The organism is Pseudomonas sp. FBF18 (genome assembly GCF_024261405.1).
GTDB lineage: Bacteria > Pseudomonadota > Gammaproteobacteria > Pseudomonadales > Pseudomonadaceae > Aquipseudomonas > Aquipseudomonas palmensis.
The window spans coordinates 220037-236691 of sequence record NZ_QKRS01000008.1; the positions used below are offsets into that span (position 1 = coordinate 220037).

General features: G+C 65.7%; 13 protein-coding genes. 10 read left to right on the top strand and 3 right to left on the bottom strand.

What is annotated here, in order from left to right; genetic code table 11:
* Position 1: 1 nt before the first annotated feature.
* Positions 2-1738, bottom strand: coding sequence for an arginine--tRNA ligase (argS, locus tag DN387_RS15095; RefSeq protein ID WP_054915544.1), 1737 nt, complete (start codon positions 1736-1738; stop codon positions 2-4).
* Positions 1739-1915: 177 nt separating this feature from the next.
* On the bottom strand, positions 1916-4135 hold the full coding sequence (locus tag DN387_RS15100) for a primosomal protein N' (protein ID WP_043860143.1): 2220 nt from the start codon (positions 4133-4135) through the stop codon (positions 1916-1918).
* 166 nt (positions 4136-4301) lie between these two features.
* Between DN387_RS15100 and rpmE the strand changes: the two genes are divergently transcribed.
* The 3 genes from rpmE (at position 4302) to DN387_RS15115 (ending at position 6799) form a co-directional block, all read left to right on the top strand.
* Entirely contained in the window at positions 4302-4517 is a 216-nt protein-coding gene (rpmE, locus tag DN387_RS15105; protein WP_043860144.1) for a 50S ribosomal protein L31, read from the top strand.
* Between the two features lie 32 nt (positions 4518-4549).
* Positions 4550-5347, top strand: a complete 798-nt coding sequence (locus tag DN387_RS15110) for a thermonuclease family protein (protein ID WP_236171997.1) — start codon at positions 4550-4552, stop codon at positions 5345-5347.
* A 183-nt stretch (positions 5348-5530) separates the two neighbouring features.
* Positions 5531-6799 (top strand): malic enzyme-like NAD(P)-binding protein, encoded by a 1269-nt coding sequence (locus DN387_RS15115; RefSeq protein ID WP_043860148.1) that lies wholly within the window; start codon positions 5531-5533, stop codon positions 6797-6799.
* A gap of 112 nt (positions 6800-6911) precedes the next feature.
* On the opposite strand, the gene DN387_RS15120 is transcribed toward DN387_RS15115, so the two are convergent.
* Positions 6912-9344, bottom strand: a complete 2433-nt coding sequence (locus DN387_RS15120) for a penicillin-binding protein 1A (protein ID WP_173925097.1) — start codon at positions 9342-9344, stop codon at positions 6912-6914.
* Between the two features lie 174 nt (positions 9345-9518).
* Between DN387_RS15120 and pilM the strand changes: the two genes are divergently transcribed.
* From pilM to DN387_RS15160, 7 genes are all read left to right on the top strand, one after another.
* Positions 9519-10370: a type IV pilus biogenesis protein PilM gene (gene pilM / locus DN387_RS15125; RefSeq protein WP_054915546.1), complete on the top strand. Its 852-nt coding sequence runs from the start codon at positions 9519-9521 to the stop codon at positions 10368-10370.
* On the top strand, positions 10367-10897 hold the full coding sequence (locus tag DN387_RS15130) for a PilN domain-containing protein (RefSeq protein WP_054915547.1): 531 nt from the start codon (positions 10367-10369) through the stop codon (positions 10895-10897). Before pilM ends, DN387_RS15130 begins: the two co-directional genes overlap by 4 nt.
* On the top strand, positions 10894-11799 hold the full coding sequence (locus DN387_RS26075; protein WP_276574356.1) for a pilus assembly protein PilP: 906 nt from the start codon (positions 10894-10896) through the stop codon (positions 11797-11799). Before DN387_RS15130 ends, DN387_RS26075 begins: the two co-directional genes overlap by 4 nt.
* A gap of 48 nt (positions 11800-11847) precedes the next feature.
* A complete protein-coding gene (locus DN387_RS15145; protein WP_235593729.1) occupies positions 11848-13095 on the top strand; it encodes a type IV pilus secretin PilQ in 1248 nt (415 codons plus the stop codon).
* Between the two features lie 4 nt (positions 13096-13099).
* Entirely contained in the window at positions 13100-13618 is a 519-nt protein-coding gene (gene aroK / locus DN387_RS15150) for a shikimate kinase AroK (protein ID WP_043859939.1), read from the top strand.
* A gap of 100 nt (positions 13619-13718) precedes the next feature.
* A complete protein-coding gene (gene aroB, locus DN387_RS15155) occupies positions 13719-14816 on the top strand; it encodes a 3-dehydroquinate synthase (protein ID WP_043859938.1) in 1098 nt (365 codons plus the stop codon).
* A 16-nt stretch (positions 14817-14832) separates the two neighbouring features.
* Positions 14833-16428: an AAA family ATPase gene (locus DN387_RS15160; RefSeq protein WP_054915550.1), complete on the top strand. Its 1596-nt coding sequence runs from the start codon at positions 14833-14835 to the stop codon at positions 16426-16428.
* Positions 16429-16655: the final 227 nt, after the last annotated feature.

Sequence of the window (16655 nt, forward strand, 5' to 3'; positions counted from 1 at the left end):
CTTACATGCGCTCCAGGGTTTCCAGGCCAAGCAGTTCCAGGCCCTGCTTGAGGGTGCGACCGGTCAGGGCGGCCAGGCGCAGGCGGCTCTGCTGCTGTTCGGGTGTTTCTGCGGCGAGGATCGGGCAGTTCTCGTAGAAGCTGGAGAACAGGCCGGCCACGTCGTAGAGGTAGCTGCACAGTACGTGCGGGGTACCTTTTTCGGCGACGTTGTTCAGGATTTCGCCGAACTGCGCCAGGCGCGCGGCCAGGTCCTGTTCCTGCGGTGCCTGCAAGCGGATCTCGCCTTCGACCTGGTCGAAGCCCTTGCCCAGCTTGCGGAACACGCCGGCCACGCGGGTGTAGGCGTACAGCAGGTACGGCGCGGTGTTGCCTTCGAAGTTGAGCATCAGCTCGAAGTTGAAGCTGTAGTCGCTGGTACGGTGCTTGGACAGGTCGGCGTACTTGACCGCGCCGATGCCCACCACCTTGGCGATGGCGCGAAGTTCTTCTTCTGGCAACTGCGGGTTTTTCTCCTTGACCAGGGCGTAGGCACGCTCCTTGGCTTCGTTGAGCAGGTCGATCAGCTTCACGGTGCCGCCGTCGCGGGTCTTGAACGGGCGGCCGTCGGCGCCGTTCATGGTGCCGAAGCCCATGTGCTCCATGTCCATCGGGTGGGTCACGAAGCCGGCCTTGCGGGCCACCGCGAACACCTGCTGGAAGTGCAGGGCCTGGCGCTGATCGACGAAGTACAGGGCGCGGTCGGCCTTGAGCACGCCGCTGCGGTAGCGCACGGCGGCCAGGTCGGTGGTGGCGTACAGGTAGCCGCCGTCGGCCTTGACGATGATCACCGGCAGCGGCTCGCCCTCGGCGTTCTTGAACTCGTCGAGGAACACGCACTGGGCGCCGTTGCTTTCCACCAGCATGCCCTTGGCCTTGAGGTCCTCGACCACATTGGTCAGGTCGTCGTTGTAGGCGCTTTCGCCCATCACGTCGGCCATGGTCAGCTTGACGTTGAGCAGCTCGTAGGTCTTCTGGCAGTGCGACAGCGAGATGTCCTTGAAGCGGGTCCACAGCTTCAGGCACTCGGGGTCGCCGGCCTGCAGCTTGACCACCAGGCCACGGGCGCGGTCGGCGAACTCGCTGGACTCGTCGAACCGCTTCTTGGCGGCGCGGTAGAAGTTCTCCAGGTCCGACAGCTCTTCGCTGGTGATCGGGTTCTCTTCCAGGTACGCCATCAGCATGCCGAACTGGGTGCCCCAGTCGCCCACGTGGTTCTGGCGTACCACATCGTCACCGAGAAACTCCAGCACACGGGCCACGGCGTCGCCGATGATGGTCGAGCGCAGGTGGCCGACGTGCATTTCCTTGGCCAGGTTGGGCGCCGACATGTCGATCACGACCTTCTGCGTGGCGCCGGCCTTGTGCACGCCGAGCCTGGCGTCGGCCAGTGCGGCATCCAGGCGCGAGGCCAGGGCCTGGGTGTTCTGGAAGAAGTTGAGGAAGCCCGGGCCTGCGATCTCCACCTTGCTGACCTGCGGGTCGGCGGGCAGGGCGGCGATGAGTTTCTCGGCCAGGTCGCGCGGCTTGAGGCCGGCGGGCTTGGCCAGCATCATCGCGATGTTGCTGGCGAAATCGCCGTGGGTCTTGTCCCGGGCGTTTTCCACCTGGATCGCCGGCGTCAGCCCGTCAGGCAGCACACCGTCGTTGACGAGTTGGGTGAGGGCTTGCTGGATCAGCTGGCGAATGGTGTCTTTCATGGGCTTCTCTTTCGACCGCAAGCGCGGCGGCGCCTGGATGCGCAGGTGGAAAAACTGGGTATTATCCGTTGCCGGGGCGAGGTTGCCAACCTTTAGGGCCCTTTGGCCGACAATGCAGGCTCTGCAGAGGGCCAGGGCTCATCAAACCTGTAGGAGCCGGCGTTGCCGGCGAAGCGGTCAGTACAGGTCGACCGGGTCCACATCCAGCGACCAGCGCACCTGTCGCCCGCTCGGCATCTGCTCCAACACTAACAGCCAGGCGCTCATCAGACGATGCAAGGATGCCCTTGCATTGGCCTGCAACAACAATTGCGCACGAAAACGTCCCGCCCGTCGCTCCATCGGCGCCGGCACCGGGCCCAGCAGCTCGATGCCGTGCAGGTCGTGCTCTGCCAGCAACTGCTCGGCGGCGCTGCAGGCCTCGTCGAGAAAGCTCTCGGCCTGCCCCGGCTTGTGCGCCTCGGCGCGCAGCAGCGCCAGGTGCGCGAAGGGCGGCAGGCCGGCGGCGCGGCGCTCGCTCAGGGCCTGTTCGGCAAACGCGAAATAGCCCTGCTCGGTAAGCTGTACCAGTAGAGGATGGTCGGCCAGGTGCGTCTGGATGATCACCTTGCCCGGCTCCTCTGCACGCCCGGCACGCCCTGCCACCTGCACGATCAGTTGGGCCATGCGCTCGCTGGCGCGAAAATCCCCGGAGAACAGCCCGCCGTCGGCATCCAGGATCGCCACCAGGGTGACCCGCGGAAAGTGGTGCCCCTTGGCCAGCATCTGGGTGCCGACCAGGATGCACGGCTCGCCGCGCTGCACTGTGGCGAACAGCTGGTTCATCGCGTCCTTGCGCGAGGTGCTGTCGCGGTCCACGCGCAGTACCGGTACATCCGGAAACAGGATGCTCAGGCGCTCTTCGGCGCGCTCGGTGCCTGCACCTACCGGGCGCAGGTCCACATGGTTGCACTGCGGGCACTGGCGCGGTACGCGCTCGTCATAGCCGCAGTGGTGGCAGCGCAGTTCGCCGGAGCGCTGATGCACGGTCATGCGCGCATCGCAGCGCGGGCATTCCGACAGCCAGCCGCAGTCGTGGCACAGCAGCGTGGGGGCAAAGCCGCGACGGTTGAGGAACACCAGCACCTGCTGGCCGGCGGCCAGGGTCTGGCCGATGGCCTGTTGCATCGGCCCGCTGATGCCGCTGTCCAGCGGCCGGCTCTTGACGTCCAGGCGCAGGAAGCGCGGCGCCTTGGCGCCACCGGCGCGGTGGTTCATGCGCAGCAGGCCGTAACGACCGGAGTAGGCGTTGTGCAGGCTTTCCAGCGATGGCGTGGCCGAGCCTAGCAGGATCGGGATGTGCTCCTGGTGCGCGCGCACCAGGGCCAGGTCGCGGGCGTGATAGCGCAGGCCTTCCTGCTGCTTGTAGGAGCCGTCGTGCTCCTCGTCGATGATGATCAGGCCCGGGTTCTTCATGGGCGTGAACAGCGCCGAGCGGGTACCGATGATGATGTCGGCCTCGCCATCACGGGCCGCCAGCCAGGCTTTGAGGCGTTCGCGGTCGTTGACTGCCGAATGCAGCAGGGCAATGCGCGCATTGAAGCGCTGCTCGAAGCGCGCCAGGGTCTGCGGCCCGAGGTTGATCTCCGGAATCAGGATCAGCGCCTGCTTGCCGGCCTCCAGGGTCTCGCGGATCAGTTGCAGGTAGACCTCGGTCTTGCCGCTGCCGGTGACCCCGGCCAACAGAAAGGCATGGAAGCTGCCGAACCCGGCCTGCACCGCATGAAACGCCGACTTCTGTTCATCGTTGAGCGGCAGTTCGGGCTGTGCCAGCCAGTGTTCGTGGCGCGCCGGCGGGGCATGCCGGCGTACCTCCACCTGCACCAGCTCCTTGGCCAGCAGCAGGTCGAGGCTGTCCTTGCTCAGTTTGAGCTTGCTCAGCAGGCCGTGGGCCACGCCGTGCGGATGCTGCGCCAGGGTGGCCAGGGCATCGCGCTGGCGCGGTGCGCGGGCGATGCGCGGGTCGTCGTGGCGCGCCCCCGGGGCCACCTGCCAGAAGCGTTCCTGGTGCGCTTCGGCCGGCTCGCCCTGGCGCAGCAGCACCGGCAGCGCCCAGCTCAGGGTGTCACCCAGGCTGTGCTGATAGTACTGCGCGGTCCACACGCACAGCTTGAACAGGGCTGGCGGTATCGGCGATACCGGGTCAAGCAGGGCGATGGCGGGCTTGAGTTTGTCTGCGGGCACCTCGCTGTGCTCGCACACCTCCACCAGGATGCCGATCATCTCGCGGCGCCCGAACGGCACGCGCAGGCGCATGCCGGGGGTGAATGCGGTGTGCGCCATGCTTGCCGGGGCCCTGTAGTCGAACAACCGCCGCAGGGGCGAGGGCAAGGCAAGGCGAAGGATGACGTCGGACACGCGCAGGGTCTCTGAAGGGCAATTCGGTAGCCGCCGAGCCTAGCAGACGACAGTCGGTACAAGCGACAACTTGCGCTGATGGCATGCTCTGGTATTATTCGCCGCCTAATTACGTGCGGTATTCAACAATGGTGTTGGGTGGCGGCACGCAGTCGAGGAAGTGACCATGAAACCAGAAATTCATCCGAATTATGAAGCAGTCGCAGTCACCTGCAGCTGCGGCAATGTGTTCCAGACCCGTTCGACCCTGTGCGCCCCACTGGCCACCGACGTCTGCAACGAGTGCCACCCGTTCTACACCGGTAAGCAGAAAGTGCTGGACACCGGCGGCCGCGTACAGAAGTTCGCCGACCGTTTCGGCATGTTCGGTGCCAAGAAGTAAGACGGCGCGAAGCTGGCCCCATGGGCTTGGCAATGCTGTTGAAGAAGGCGTCCCTGGTGGGCGCCTTTTTTGTGGCCGCGATCTGGCAGTTGCCGGCGCAGGCGCTGTGTACGCTGCCGGCCGACGCGCAGCGCGAGGTGCAGAGCGTTGCGGTACGCCAGGTGATCGACGGCGATACCTTGCGTCTGAATGATGGGCGCAATGTGCGCCTGATCGGCATCAATGCTCCCGAGATCGGGCGCAAGGGGCGGCCCAGCGAGCCCTATGCGGTGGCCGCGCGCCAGCGTTTGCAGGCCCTGGTCAAGGCCAGTGGCGGGCGGGTCGAGCTGCTGCCGGGTAAAGAGCCGCGCGACAAATACAAGCGCACCCTGGCCCATGTGTTCGACCGCTCTGGTCACAATCTGGAAGAACAACTGCTGGGCGAGGGTCTGGGTTATCGCATCGCGGTAGCGCCCAACATCGCCCTGCGCGACTGCCATCAACAGGCTGAACAGGCCGCCCGCAGCGCCCGCGCGGGGCTGTGGGGCCAGCCGCCGGTGATCGCGCCGGGGCACCTGCGCCAGGCCGGCTTTGCGCTGGTCGCTGGCCAGGTTCAGTCGGTCGAGCACAGCGGTGGCGCCATCTGGATCGAGTTGGGCCATTCGCTGGTGCTTCAGGTGCCAGCCAGGTTGTCGCGCAACTTTGCGCCTGATTTCACCGACGGCCTCGAAGGCCGACACGTCGAAGCCCGCGGTTGGGTGCTGGATCGTTCCCGCAAGGGCGGGCTCAAGCCGGGTCAGGCGCGCTGGATGCTGCCACTCACCGACCCGACGATGCTGGAAAGACAATAAAGATAATAAATTGTGAACATTTTAAAAATGGATTGTACACACTGAAAGCCTTGCGGGCTGCGGCTCTTGGCTTAAAGTCGTAGGCTAAAGGCCTTGACACAAGTGACCGGGCAGTCTTGTCGGCCCATTGCTCTTTGCGTATCCTCGGCGGTCCGTCAGAACAGTAAAAGCGGAATGCCCATCATGTCAGATTTGAAAACTGCCGCTCTCGAATACCATGCTCAGCCTCGTCCGGGGAAACTGAGCGTAGAGCTCACCAAACCGACCGCGACTGCTCGCGACCTGGCGCTGGCCTACAGCCCGGGTGTTGCCGAGCCAGTACGTGAAATCGCCCGTGACCCGGAGCTGGCCTACCAGTACACCGGCAAGGGCAACCTGGTAGCAGTCATTTCCGACGGCACCGCCATCCTCGGCCTGGGCAACCTGGGCCCACTGGCGTCCAAGCCGGTGATGGAAGGCAAGGGTGTTCTGTTCAAGCGTTTCGCCGGTATCGACGTGTTCGACATCGAAGTCGATGCCGAAAGCCCGCAGGCCTTCATCGACACCGTCAAGCGCATCTCGATCACCTTCGGTGGCATCAACCTGGAAGACATCAAGGCACCCGAGTGCTTCGAGATCGAGCGCGCGCTGATCGAGCAGTGCGACATCCCGGTGTTCCACGATGACCAGCACGGCACCGCGATCGTGACCGCGGCCGGCATGATCAACGCCCTGGAAATCGCGGGCAAGACCCTCGCCGATGCCAAGATCGTCTGCCTGGGCGCCGGTGCTGCGGCCATCTCCTGCATGAAGCTGCTGGTGAGCATGGGCGCGAAGATCGAAAACATCTTCATGGTCGACCGTACCGGCGTGATCCACGCTGGCCGTGACGACCTGAACCAGTACAAGGCGGTGTTCGCCCACGCTACCGACAAGCGCAGCCTGGCCGATGCCCTGGAAGGCGCTGACGTGTTCGTCGGCCTGTCCGGTCCGAACCTGCTGAGCCCTGAAGGCCTCAAGTCGATGGCACCGAACCCGATCGTGTTCGCCTGCTCGAACCCGGACCCGGAAATCTCGCCGGAGCTGGCCCACGCCACCCGCAGCGACGTGATCATGGCCACCGGTCGTTCCGACTACCCGAACCAGGTCAACAACGTACTGGGCTTCCCGTTCATCTTCCGTGGTGCCCTGGACGTTCGCGCCAAGCGCATCAACGAAGAGATGAAGATCGCTGCCGCCAACGCCCTGAAAGACCTGGCCAAGCTGCCGGTGCCCAAGGAAGTCTGCGCTGCCTACGGCGTCGACGCGCTGGAATTCGGTCGTGAGTACATCATTCCGAAGCCGATGGACGCACGCCTGATCACCGTGGTTTCCGATGCCGTGGCCAAGGCTGCGATCGAAAGCGGTGTGGCGACCCTGCCGTATCCGAAGAACTACCCGCTCAAGAGCGTGGATGACGTGTTCAACGGCTGAGCCGTTGTAGCGTTGCAGCAAAAAGCCCCGGCTCGCGAGAGTCGGGGCTTTTTGTTTGGGGCTGGTAATTGTGCTGGCCAATGGGCTGCAGGGCAGCCCCCGGGTTACCCCATCAGAACAGATCGATCGGCGCCGACTCGTCCGCCGGCAGCGGGCTGCCTGGCGCACTGCCACCCAGCTCGTTGACCGACGGCGGGGTGTCTTCGGCCTTGAACAGCTCGAAGTACGCATCAGGCGTGCTCGGCGTGGCCGCACGGCCGCTCACCGGGTCCACCCGCAGGCTGAGGATGCCTTCAGGCTGCGGCAGCGTGTGCATCGGCTTGTCCTTGAGCGCGGCGCCCATGAAGCTCATCCAGATCGGCAGCGCCACGGTACCGCCATACTCGCGACGGCCCAGGGTCTCGGGCTGGTCGAAGCCGCTCCATACGGTGGTCACGTAGTCGGCGTTGTAGCCGGAGAACCACGCATCCTTGGACTCGTTGGTGGTACCGGTCTTGCCCGCCAGGTCGGTGCGCCCCAGCGCCAGGGCACGTCGCCCGGTGCCACGCTTGATCACGTCCTGCAGCATGCTGGTGAGGATGTAGCTGGTACGTCCGTCGATGATCTGCTCGGCCACCGCCGGCACCTGCGGCGCCACCGCACTCACGTCGGCGCCCAGTGCCGCATCGGTGACGATCGGCGTTTCGGCGGCGCCAATCCCGGCCTCGTCCTGATGCCCCCGGGGCACGCTGGGCGGGTTGGCGGTGAACAGCGTCTCGCCATTGCGGCTTTCGATGCGGTCGATCAGGTACGGGGTGATCTTGTAGCCGCCGTTGGCAAACGCGCTCCAGCCGGTGGCGATCTCCATCGGCGTGAGGGTCGCGGTGCCCAGCGCCAGCGACAGGTTGCGCGGCAGGTCCTGCTTGTTGAAGCCGAAACGGGCGATGTAGTCGATGGTCTTGTCCACGCCCATGGCCTGCAGCAGGCGGATCGATACCAGGTTGCGCGACTTGTACAGCGCCTCGCGCATGCGGATCGGGCCAAGGAAGGTGTTGGTGTCGTTCTTGGGTCGCCACACCTTGTCCAGGTACTCGTCGACGAACACGATAGGGGCGTCGTTGACCAGGCTGGCGGCGGTGTAGCCGTTGTCCAGCGCTGCGCTGTAGACGAACGGCTTGAAGCTCGAGCCCGGCTGGCGCTTGGCCTGCATGGCGCGGTTGTAGTTGCTCTGCTCGAACGAGAAGCCGCCCACCAGAGCGCGGATGGCGCCGTTGTTCGGGTCCAGGGTCACCAGTGCGCTCTGGGCGCCCGGCACCTGGCTGAACTTCAGTTCGCCTTCGCCGGTGCGTTGCACGCGGATCACGTCGCCGACCTGGGCCACATCGCCCGGCTGCTGCGGGGCGCGGCCCTGGCTGTTGGTGTTGAGGAATGGGCGGGCCCATTTCATGGTGTCCCAGGCCACGGTCTCGGTCTGGCCCGACTTGGTCAGCACCTGCAGGCCGGTCTTGTCGACCTGGGTGACGATGGCCGGTTCCAGCCCGCCCAGTGGGCGCAGCTTGGTCAGTTCCTGCAGCCAGGCGGCCTGGGTCTTGCCCGGCAGGCGCGACTCGGGGCCGCGGTAGCCGTGGCGGTGGTCGTAGGCACTGAGGCCATCGAGCACGGCGCTGTTGGCCATTTCCTGCAGGTCGCTCGGCACCGTGGTGGTCACGCGGAAACCTTCGGTGTAGGCGTCGCTGCCGTAGCGGCCGACCATCTCGGCGCGGGCCATCTCGGCGATGTACGGGGCATTCACCTCGGGCGTCGGCACGTGGTAGCTGGCGTTGATCGGTTCGGCCAGGGCAGCCTGGTAGCTGGCTTCGTCGATCTTGCCCAGCTTGTACATGCGCCCCAGGATCCAGTCGCGGCGTTCCTTGGCGCGCGTCGGGTTGGCCAGCGGGTTGAAGCGCGACGGTGCCTTGGGCAGGCCGGCGATCATCGCCATCTGCGCCAGGCTCACGTCACGGATCGACTTGCCGTAGTACACCTGCGCTGCGGCTTCGATGCCGTAGGCACGGTTGCCCAGGTAGATCTTGTTCACGTACAGCTCGAGGATCTCGTCCTTGGTCAGCTCGCGCTCGATCTGCAGGGCCAGCAGGATCTCGTTGGTCTTGCGCGAGAAGCTGCGTTCGCTGCTGAGGAAGAAGTTCTTCGCCACCTGCATGGTGATGGTGCTGCCGCCGGTCTGGATGTGTCCGGACTTGAGCAATTGTGTTGCAGCGCGCATCAGGCTGCTGGGGTCGACCCCATAGTGATTGGCGAAGTTGTCGTCTTCGGCGGATAGCAAAGCCTGGATGAAATGCGGGGGAATGTCGGCGAAACGGATGGGAGAACGCCGCATCTCGCCGAACTCGGCAATCAGCTTTCCATCGCTGCTGTATACCCGCAAAGGGATCTGCAACTGGATGCTTCTCAGGGCCTCTACCGAGGGCAGGCTGGGGCTAAGATACAGAAACGCGCCGCTCAGACCGAGCACGACGGCACAGATGACTGCGACGAAAGACCACCAGAAGAACTTCAGCAGGCGTATCAAGGCTTTGGGGTGTCCAGTTTGAAATATGGATTGAGCGCAGGGCTGATCGACGAGAAAAAACGCTGGGCATTATAAGCAATTTTCACTGTGCCGCGTGGGTTGCGCGGTGCACGGGCTGACCGGTGCCCTGTCTGGGGGCCGGTCGAAGCAGGCGGATGCCAGGGAAAGCCAATGTTTGGACGTTTCGGCAAGGATGCCGGTTCACTGCTGGGTATCGATATTTCATGTTGCGCGGTGCGATTGCTGCAGCTGCGGCAGGTGGCAGGGGCCTTCGAGGTGCGTGCGCAGGCCGTGCAGACGCTGGCGGCGGGCGTGCTGCAGGACGGCCGGGTGGCCGACCCGGCACAGCTGGCGCAGGTGCTGGGCGATGCCCTGGCCCGCAGCGGTGCCACCTTGCGCGAGGCGGCGCTGGCGATTCCGGCCGCGGCCGTGCTGAGCAAGACCGTGCAGGTGCCGGCGGGGCTGGCAGAGGATGCCCTGTTTGCCCGCCTGTGCCATGAGGCCGAACCTTTCATACCCTTTGCCCTGGACGAGGCGGCCTTCGATTTCGAGTGCCGCGGCTCGGTGGCGCACGACCCGTGCTACGAGGCGGTGGGGGTGTATGCCTGTCATCAGGGCTGGCTCGACGGGCTGGAGGCGGCACTGGAGCTGGCAGGCCTGCGTGCGCGGGTGGTCGAGACCGACAGCCTGGCGTTGTTGCGCGCGGTCGGGGCGGACGATGACGCGGTCGCCGTGGTGCGGGTCGAGCCAGGGCACTGGGCGCTGCATGCACAGCACCAGGCATGGCGTGCCGACGCGGGTGCAGCGGCCGATGTGCCGCAGGCGTTGGCTGCCTGCATCGAACGCTGGTTGCAGGCCCTGGAGGGCCCTGCACCGGCGCGGCTGGTGGTGACCGGGGCGGCTGCCGATTCGGCCCGGGCGCTGGAAGTGCAGCGTCGGCTGGGTATCGAAACCACGGTGTTCGATGCCGCCGAACCCGCCCTGGCGCTGGCCTATGGGCTGGCGATGAGGCGTGCCCCGTGAGGCGCGATATCAACCTGCTGCCGTGGCGGGCCTGGCAACGCCAGCGCAGTGTGCGGCAGTTGCAGGGGTTGATGCTGGTGGCTCTGCTGCTGGGGCTCGCCATCGTGGTGCTGCTGGACCGGCATGGCGCCTATCGCCTGGCGCACCAGGGGCAGGCCAATGCGGCCCTGCGCGATGCCATCGCCCGGCTTGAGGGCCCGCTGGCAGAACTGGCCGACCTGACCGCCCGGGGCGATGCGCTGCAGGAGCGCATCCAGGGGCTGGATGCCGTGCTGCGCGCCGCGTCCCCAGGTGGGCAGGTACTTGCACCGCTGGCCACGCGGGTACCGCAAGGGCTGCAACTGACTGCACTGGCGCTCGAGGGCAGCGCGCTGCGCCTGGAGGGGGTGGCACAGGGGCGGGCGTCGGTCACTCAACTGCTGCGCAATCTGGATCAGGCCCCTGGCCTGGGCGAGGTGCAGTTGCAGGAGATCAAGGCCACGGCCGCCGGCGAGGTGTTCCACCTCAGTGCGCAGGTGCAGCCATGAGCCCGGCTCTCGACTGGTACCTGGTGGCAGCGTGGCCTCGGCGGTACAAGGCGCTGTTGCTGGCGGCTTGCCTGCTGCTGGCGCTCGGTAGCGGTTATGGGCTGCACCTGCGCGGGGCGAACGCTACGCTTGAGCGGGCGCAGGCGCGTGGAGCCGAGTTGCAGCAGGCCTGGCAGGCGCAGGCAGACCAGGTCGCCCGGCTGGACGAGCAGCAGGCCCGCTTGCTCGGCCTGGAGCAACGCCTGCGGGAGGCCCAGGCCCGGCTGCTGCCAGCGGGCGGTATGCCCGGCCTGCTGCAGGCTGTCGCCCGGGCCGGGCGGGGCCTGGTGTTCGAGCAGGTGAAGGTGTTGCCGGCGCAGCCGCAGGCCCTGCATGCCGAAATGCCGGTGCACCTTCAGGTGGTGGGCGACTTCGCCGCGCTGGCCGGTTTTGTCGACGCCCTGGCCACGCTGCCTGAGCGCGTGACCCTGCATGACTTTCACCTGGCGCCGCTGGCGGGGCGTGGGCAACTGCGTCTGCAGATGCACCTCAAGGCCTATGCGTCCGGCCTGCCGGTCGACCCCGTGGCGCAGCCGGCGCCGGTGCTGGCGGAGGCGCGCGATCCCTTTGCAGCGCCGGCGCCCGCAGCGCTCGAATTTGCGCTGGAACACGTGCCGCTGGAACAGATGGAACTGGTCGGGCACCTGGCCGACCGTCGCGGCGGGGTCGCGTTGATCCGTGTTGCGGGGGCGCTGTACCCGTTGCGCGAAGGTGACCGGCTGGGGCCGGACAAGGGGCGGGTGGTGCGCATCGATGCGCAGCAGGTCGAGCTCGAGGAGCAGGTATGGGTCGAGAGCGCCGGCTGGGTGGGGCGCTCGCAGGTGATCGAAGCCAATGGGGTGGCTCGACACGTCGTCAACTGACCAGGGAGGTCGTGGATGAACAGGATGTTCAGCCTGTGTGCGGTACTGATGGTGGCGCTGCCGGTAGCAGGTGCAGGCCTTGGGGCAGAGGGGGCAGGGTATGGCGGCGAGCCGCTGTCGTTGAGTTTCCAGGATGTCGAGGTGCGTTCGGTGCTCAAGGTGCTGGCCGACTTCACCGGGGTCAACCTGGTGGCCAGTGATGCAGTACAGGGCAAGGTGACCCTGCGCCTGCACGAGGTGCCCTGGGAGCAGGCACTGGACCTGGTGCTGCGCAGCAAGGGCCTGGGTCGGCGTCAGGAGGGCAACGTGCTGCTGGTGGCGCCTTTGGCCGAACTGGCCGGGCACGATACCCAGGCCCGTGCGGCGCAGGCCCCGCCCACGCTGGTGCGCGAACTGCTCACGGTCAGCCATGCGCGGGCCGGGGACATCGTGCAGCTGTTCCAGGCCATGGTCGAGGACGACGACCCCGGCGCGATCACGGTCGACGAGCGCACCAACACCATCATTGCCAGCCAGCCGTCGGCACGCCTGGCCGACCTGCGGCGGCTGCTCGCGCAGCTCGATGTACCGGTTCGCCAGGTGATGATCGAGGCGCGCATCGTCGAGGCCAATGTCGATTACGAAAAAAGCCTGGGGGTGCGCTGGGGCGGGGCGGTGCAACTGGGCGGCGGCCTGCGCGCAGGCGGGTTGGCCGCCGACGGGCTGCCGTTCGTCGACCTGGGGGTGGAACGGGCCACCTCGGGTATCGGCCTGGGGTTGGTGCGCGACAGTGTGCTGCTCGACCTGGAGCTCAGCGCGATGGAAAAGACCGGCAATGGCGAAATCATCTCCCAGCCCAAGGTGGTCACCGCCGACAAGGAAACCGCGCGCATCCTAAAGGGTACCGAGGTGCCGTATCAGGAGTCGGGCGCCAACGGCACCACGTCCACCACCTTTCGCGAGGCCTCGCTGTCGCTGGAGGTGACCCCGCAGATCACGGCCGACAACCGGGTGATCATGACGGTCAAGGTCACCAAGGACGAGCCGGACTACCTCAATGCCCTCAACAGCGTGCCGCCGATCCGCAAGAACGAGGTGAATGCCAAGGTTCAGGTGGGGGATGGCGAGACCATCGTGATCGGTGGGGTGTATGCCACCGTGCAAAGTAATGTTGTCGACAAGGTGCCATTTTTCGGCGATGTGCCGTATGTTGGGCGGCTGTTTCGTCGCGCTGTCATCCAAGAGAAAAAATCCGAGCTGCTGGTCTTCCTGACTCCGCGTATCATGAGTGACCGGGCGATTGCTGTGAGTCGTTGATTCTGTGCGAAATTTGATACTTGTAGGGCCGATGGGTGCCGGTAAGAGCACCATCGGTCGCTTGCTGGCCAAAGAGCTGCGCCTGCCGTTCAAGGATTCCGACAAGGAAATTGAGCTGCGCACGGGCGCCAACATCCCGTGGATCTTCGACAAGGAAGGCGAGCCCGGCTTTCGTGATCGCGAGCAGGCGATGATCGCCGAGCTGTGCGAGGCCGACGGCGTGGTGCTGGCCACCGGCGGCGGCGCGGTGATGCGCGATGCCAACCGTGCGGCGCTGCATGCCGGGGGGCGCGTGATCTACCTGCACGCCTCGGTGGAGCAGCAGGTGGGGCGTACCGCCCGCGACCGCAACCGGCCGCTGCTGCGCACGGCCAACCCGGAGGCCACGCTGCGTGCCTTGCTCGAGTTGCGCGACCCGCTTTATCGGGAAATCGCCGACCTGGTGGTGGAAACCGACGAGCGGCCGCCGCGCATGGTGGTTCTGGATATTCTGGAGCGCTTGCAGAAGTTGCCGCCCCGTTAAGGCTTGACTATCCTCGGCGGCCAGTCATGCCCTGGCAGGGCACTTCGTTATTGCGCGGGTCGGGTCTTCGATGCCGCGCCTTTGTTCTTTGTGGGGACACATGCAGACACTTAAGGTCGAACTGGGCGAACGCAGCTACCCGATCTACATCGGCGAAGGCCTGCTGGATCAGCCTGAACTGCTGGCGCCGCACATTGCCGGCAAGCAGGTCGCCATCGTATCCAACGAGACTGTCGCGCCCCTTTACCTGCAACGCCTCACCCACAGCCTGGGGGCCTATTCGGTACTGCCGGTGGTGCTGCCCGATGGCGAGGCCTTCAAGAACTGGGAAACCCTGCAACTGATCTTCGACGCCCTGCTGACGGCACGCCACGACCGTCGCACCACCGTGATCGCCCTGGGCGGCGGGGTGATCGGCGACATGGCCGGCTTTGCTGCCGCCTGCTACCAGCGCGGCGTGGACTTCATCCAGGTGCCCACCACGCTGCTGTCCCAGGTGGACTCGTCGGTGGGCGGCAAGACCGGCATCAACCATCCGCTGGGCAAGAACATGGTCGGTGCCTTCTATCAGCCCAACGCGGTGCTGATCGATACCGCCAGCCTCAAGAGCCTGCCGCCGCGCGAGCTGTCGGCGGGCCTGGCCGAGGTGATCAAGTACGGTCTGATCTGCGACGAGCCGTTTCTGGGCTGGCTCGAAGACAATGTCGATGCGCTGCGTGCGCTCGACCAGGCTGCACTGACCCGCGCCATCCAGCGCTCCTGCGAGGCCAAGGCGGCCGTGGTGGGGGCTGACGAGCGCGAGTCGGGCGTGCGTGCCACGCTCAATCTCGGTCACACCTTTGGCCACGCCATCGAAACCCACATGGGCTATGGTGTGTGGCTGCACGGTGAAGCCGTGGCGGCTGGCACGGTAATGGCCCTGGAAATGTCCATGCGCCTGGGCTGGATCAGCCAGGCGCAGCGCGACCGCGGCATCCGCCTGTTCCAGCGCGCCGGCCTGCCGGTGGTGCCTCCGGCCGAAATGACCCCGGCCCACTTCATGGAACACATGGCGGTCGATAAAAAGGTGCTCGACGGTCGTCTGCGCCTGGTCCTGCTGCGCCATATGGGCGAAGCCGTGGTGACCGACGACTATCCGCAAGAGATTCTTCAGGCCACGCTGGCGGCGGATTACCGCGCAATCGTGGCCCAGCTTTGAGGTTGACGAGAGTTCGATGACTAGTTTGCATGCCGACGAGGCCTTTCTCGGCCATTACCAGTTGAACCATGACCCCTTCGCTGCGCGGGTGCCTGGCTTCAAGTTCTTCCCTGCCCAGCGCAAGCCGGTGCTGGGCCAGTTGCATCACCTGGCCCGCTACAGCCAGTTGCTGCTGGTGGTCACAGGCCCTCTGGGCAGCGGCAAGACCCTGCTGCGCCAGGCCCTGGTGGCCAGCACCAACAAGCAGTCGGTGCTCAGCGTGGTGGTTTCGGCGCGTGGCGCCGGCGATGCAGCCGGCCTGCTGGCCCAGGTAGCGCAGTCGCTGAACGTGGCCAAGGCGCAAGTCACCGAGATCCTCGCCCAGATCGTGCAGCTGGCGCTGACCGGTCAGGAAGTCTACTTGCTGGTGGACGATGCGGAACAACTTGGCGAGTCGGCACTCCAAGCCTTGCTGGAACTGGCGGCGGGCACACCGGAAGGTCGCCCGCACGTGTTCCTGTTCGGCGAGCCGTCACTGATCGCAGCCCTGGATGAACTCAATGCCGAGCAGGAGCGTTTCCACGTCATCGAGTTGCAGCCCTACACCGAGGACGAAACCCGGGAATACCTGGAGCAGCGTCTGGAAGGTGCCGGGCGTGGCATCGAGGTGTTCACCAGCGAGCAGATCGCCGAGATTCACGAAAACTCGGACGGCTGGCCTGGAGCAATCAACCAGGTGGCCCGCGATACCATGATCGAAGCCATGCTCGCCACCCGCTCGCCGGTGAAGCGACCATCAATGGGGTTCAATATGCCGAAGAAACACGTGCTGGCGTTGTCTGCCGTGGTAGTGGTTGCCGTGGCGGCAGCCGTGCTGATGCCCAAGAAGGGCGACCAGGTGCCGGCCACTGCGCCTGCCGAGCAGGCGCAACTGCCCCTGGGCCAGGGCAAGCCGGGCAATGCCCAGTCGAACAACGGTGGCCCGGCCATCGAGTTCGCCGGTTCTTCGCAGCCGATGCCGCTGCCACTGGTGGGCCAGTCCCAGCCGGTGATGCGCGGCCCGCTGGCCGAGGCGGCCGGCATGGGTGATGGCGAGGAATCCGGCCCGGCTGGCGACACTGCACTGCAGCCGCCTACCGTTACCACCACTGCACCGCCCGCCGGTGTCACTGCAGGCCCGGCGCCTACGATGGCCCAGCCGGTTGTACCGGCGCAGCAGCCTGCCGCGCCAGTGGCCAGCAAGCCGGTTGCACCTGCCGCCAAGCCCGCCCCTGCACCCGTGCAGGTGGCCACGGCCAAGCCAGCACCCAAACCTGCAGAAAAACCCGCTGCCAAGCCCGCTGCGGGCGGTAGCTGGTACAGCGGCCAGGCGCCAGGCAACTACGTGGTGCAGATCCTGGGCACCAGTTCCGAGGCGTCGGCCCAGGCGTTCGTGAAGGCCGAGGGTGGCGACTATCGCTACTTCAAGAAAACCCTGCAGGGCAAACCCCTGTACGTGATCACCTACGGCAACTTCTCCAGCCGCGATGCAGCCGTCGCTGCAATCAAAACCTTGCCAGCCAAGGTCCAGGCTGGTAAACCTTGGCCTCGTACCGTTGCCAGCGTCCAACAAGAACTGGCTGCGACCCGCTGATACATGGTCGGGTGGCACTACCCCCGCCACCTGCTGAGCGACTCCTGAACCCCGGTCTAGCCTGCTGCGTAACACGCGGCAGGCTTTTCTGTCCCAGACTGCCGGCCACAAGCCCGTGTTGCAGTCCAGGCTGAAACGCTTCAGACTCAAGCAATTCCGTTACCACGGATTCTTGTATAAAAACATTCAAAAATGCGACATGGATTTTCACTGATGCGTCAGTAAAT

Bases quoted from the DNA above. Each gene is read 5' to 3' on its own strand.
- argS (WP_054915544.1), bottom strand. From the start codon at position 1,738: ATGAAAGACACCATTCGCCAGCTGATCCAGCAAGCCCTCACCCAACTC.
- rpmE (WP_043860144.1), top strand. From the start codon at position 4,302: ATGAAACCAGAAATTCATCCGAATTATGAAGCAGTCGCAGTCACCTGC.
- DN387_RS15110 (WP_236171997.1), top strand. From the start codon at position 4,550: ATGCTGTTGAAGAAGGCGTCCCTGGTGGGCGCCTTTTTTGTGGCCGCG.
- DN387_RS15115 (WP_043860148.1), top strand. From the start codon at position 5,531: ATGTCAGATTTGAAAACTGCCGCTCTCGAATACCATGCTCAGCCTCGT.
- pilM (WP_054915546.1), top strand. From the start codon at position 9,519: ATGTTTGGACGTTTCGGCAAGGATGCCGGTTCACTGCTGGGTATCGAT.
- DN387_RS26075 (WP_276574356.1), top strand. From the start codon at position 10,894: ATGAGCCCGGCTCTCGACTGGTACCTGGTGGCAGCGTGGCCTCGGCGG.
- DN387_RS15145 (WP_235593729.1), top strand. From the start codon at position 11,848: ATGGTGGCGCTGCCGGTAGCAGGTGCAGGCCTTGGGGCAGAGGGGGCA.
- aroB (WP_043859938.1), top strand. From the start codon at position 13,719: ATGCAGACACTTAAGGTCGAACTGGGCGAACGCAGCTACCCGATCTAC.
- DN387_RS15160 (WP_054915550.1), top strand. From the start codon at position 14,833: ATGACTAGTTTGCATGCCGACGAGGCCTTTCTCGGCCATTACCAGTTG.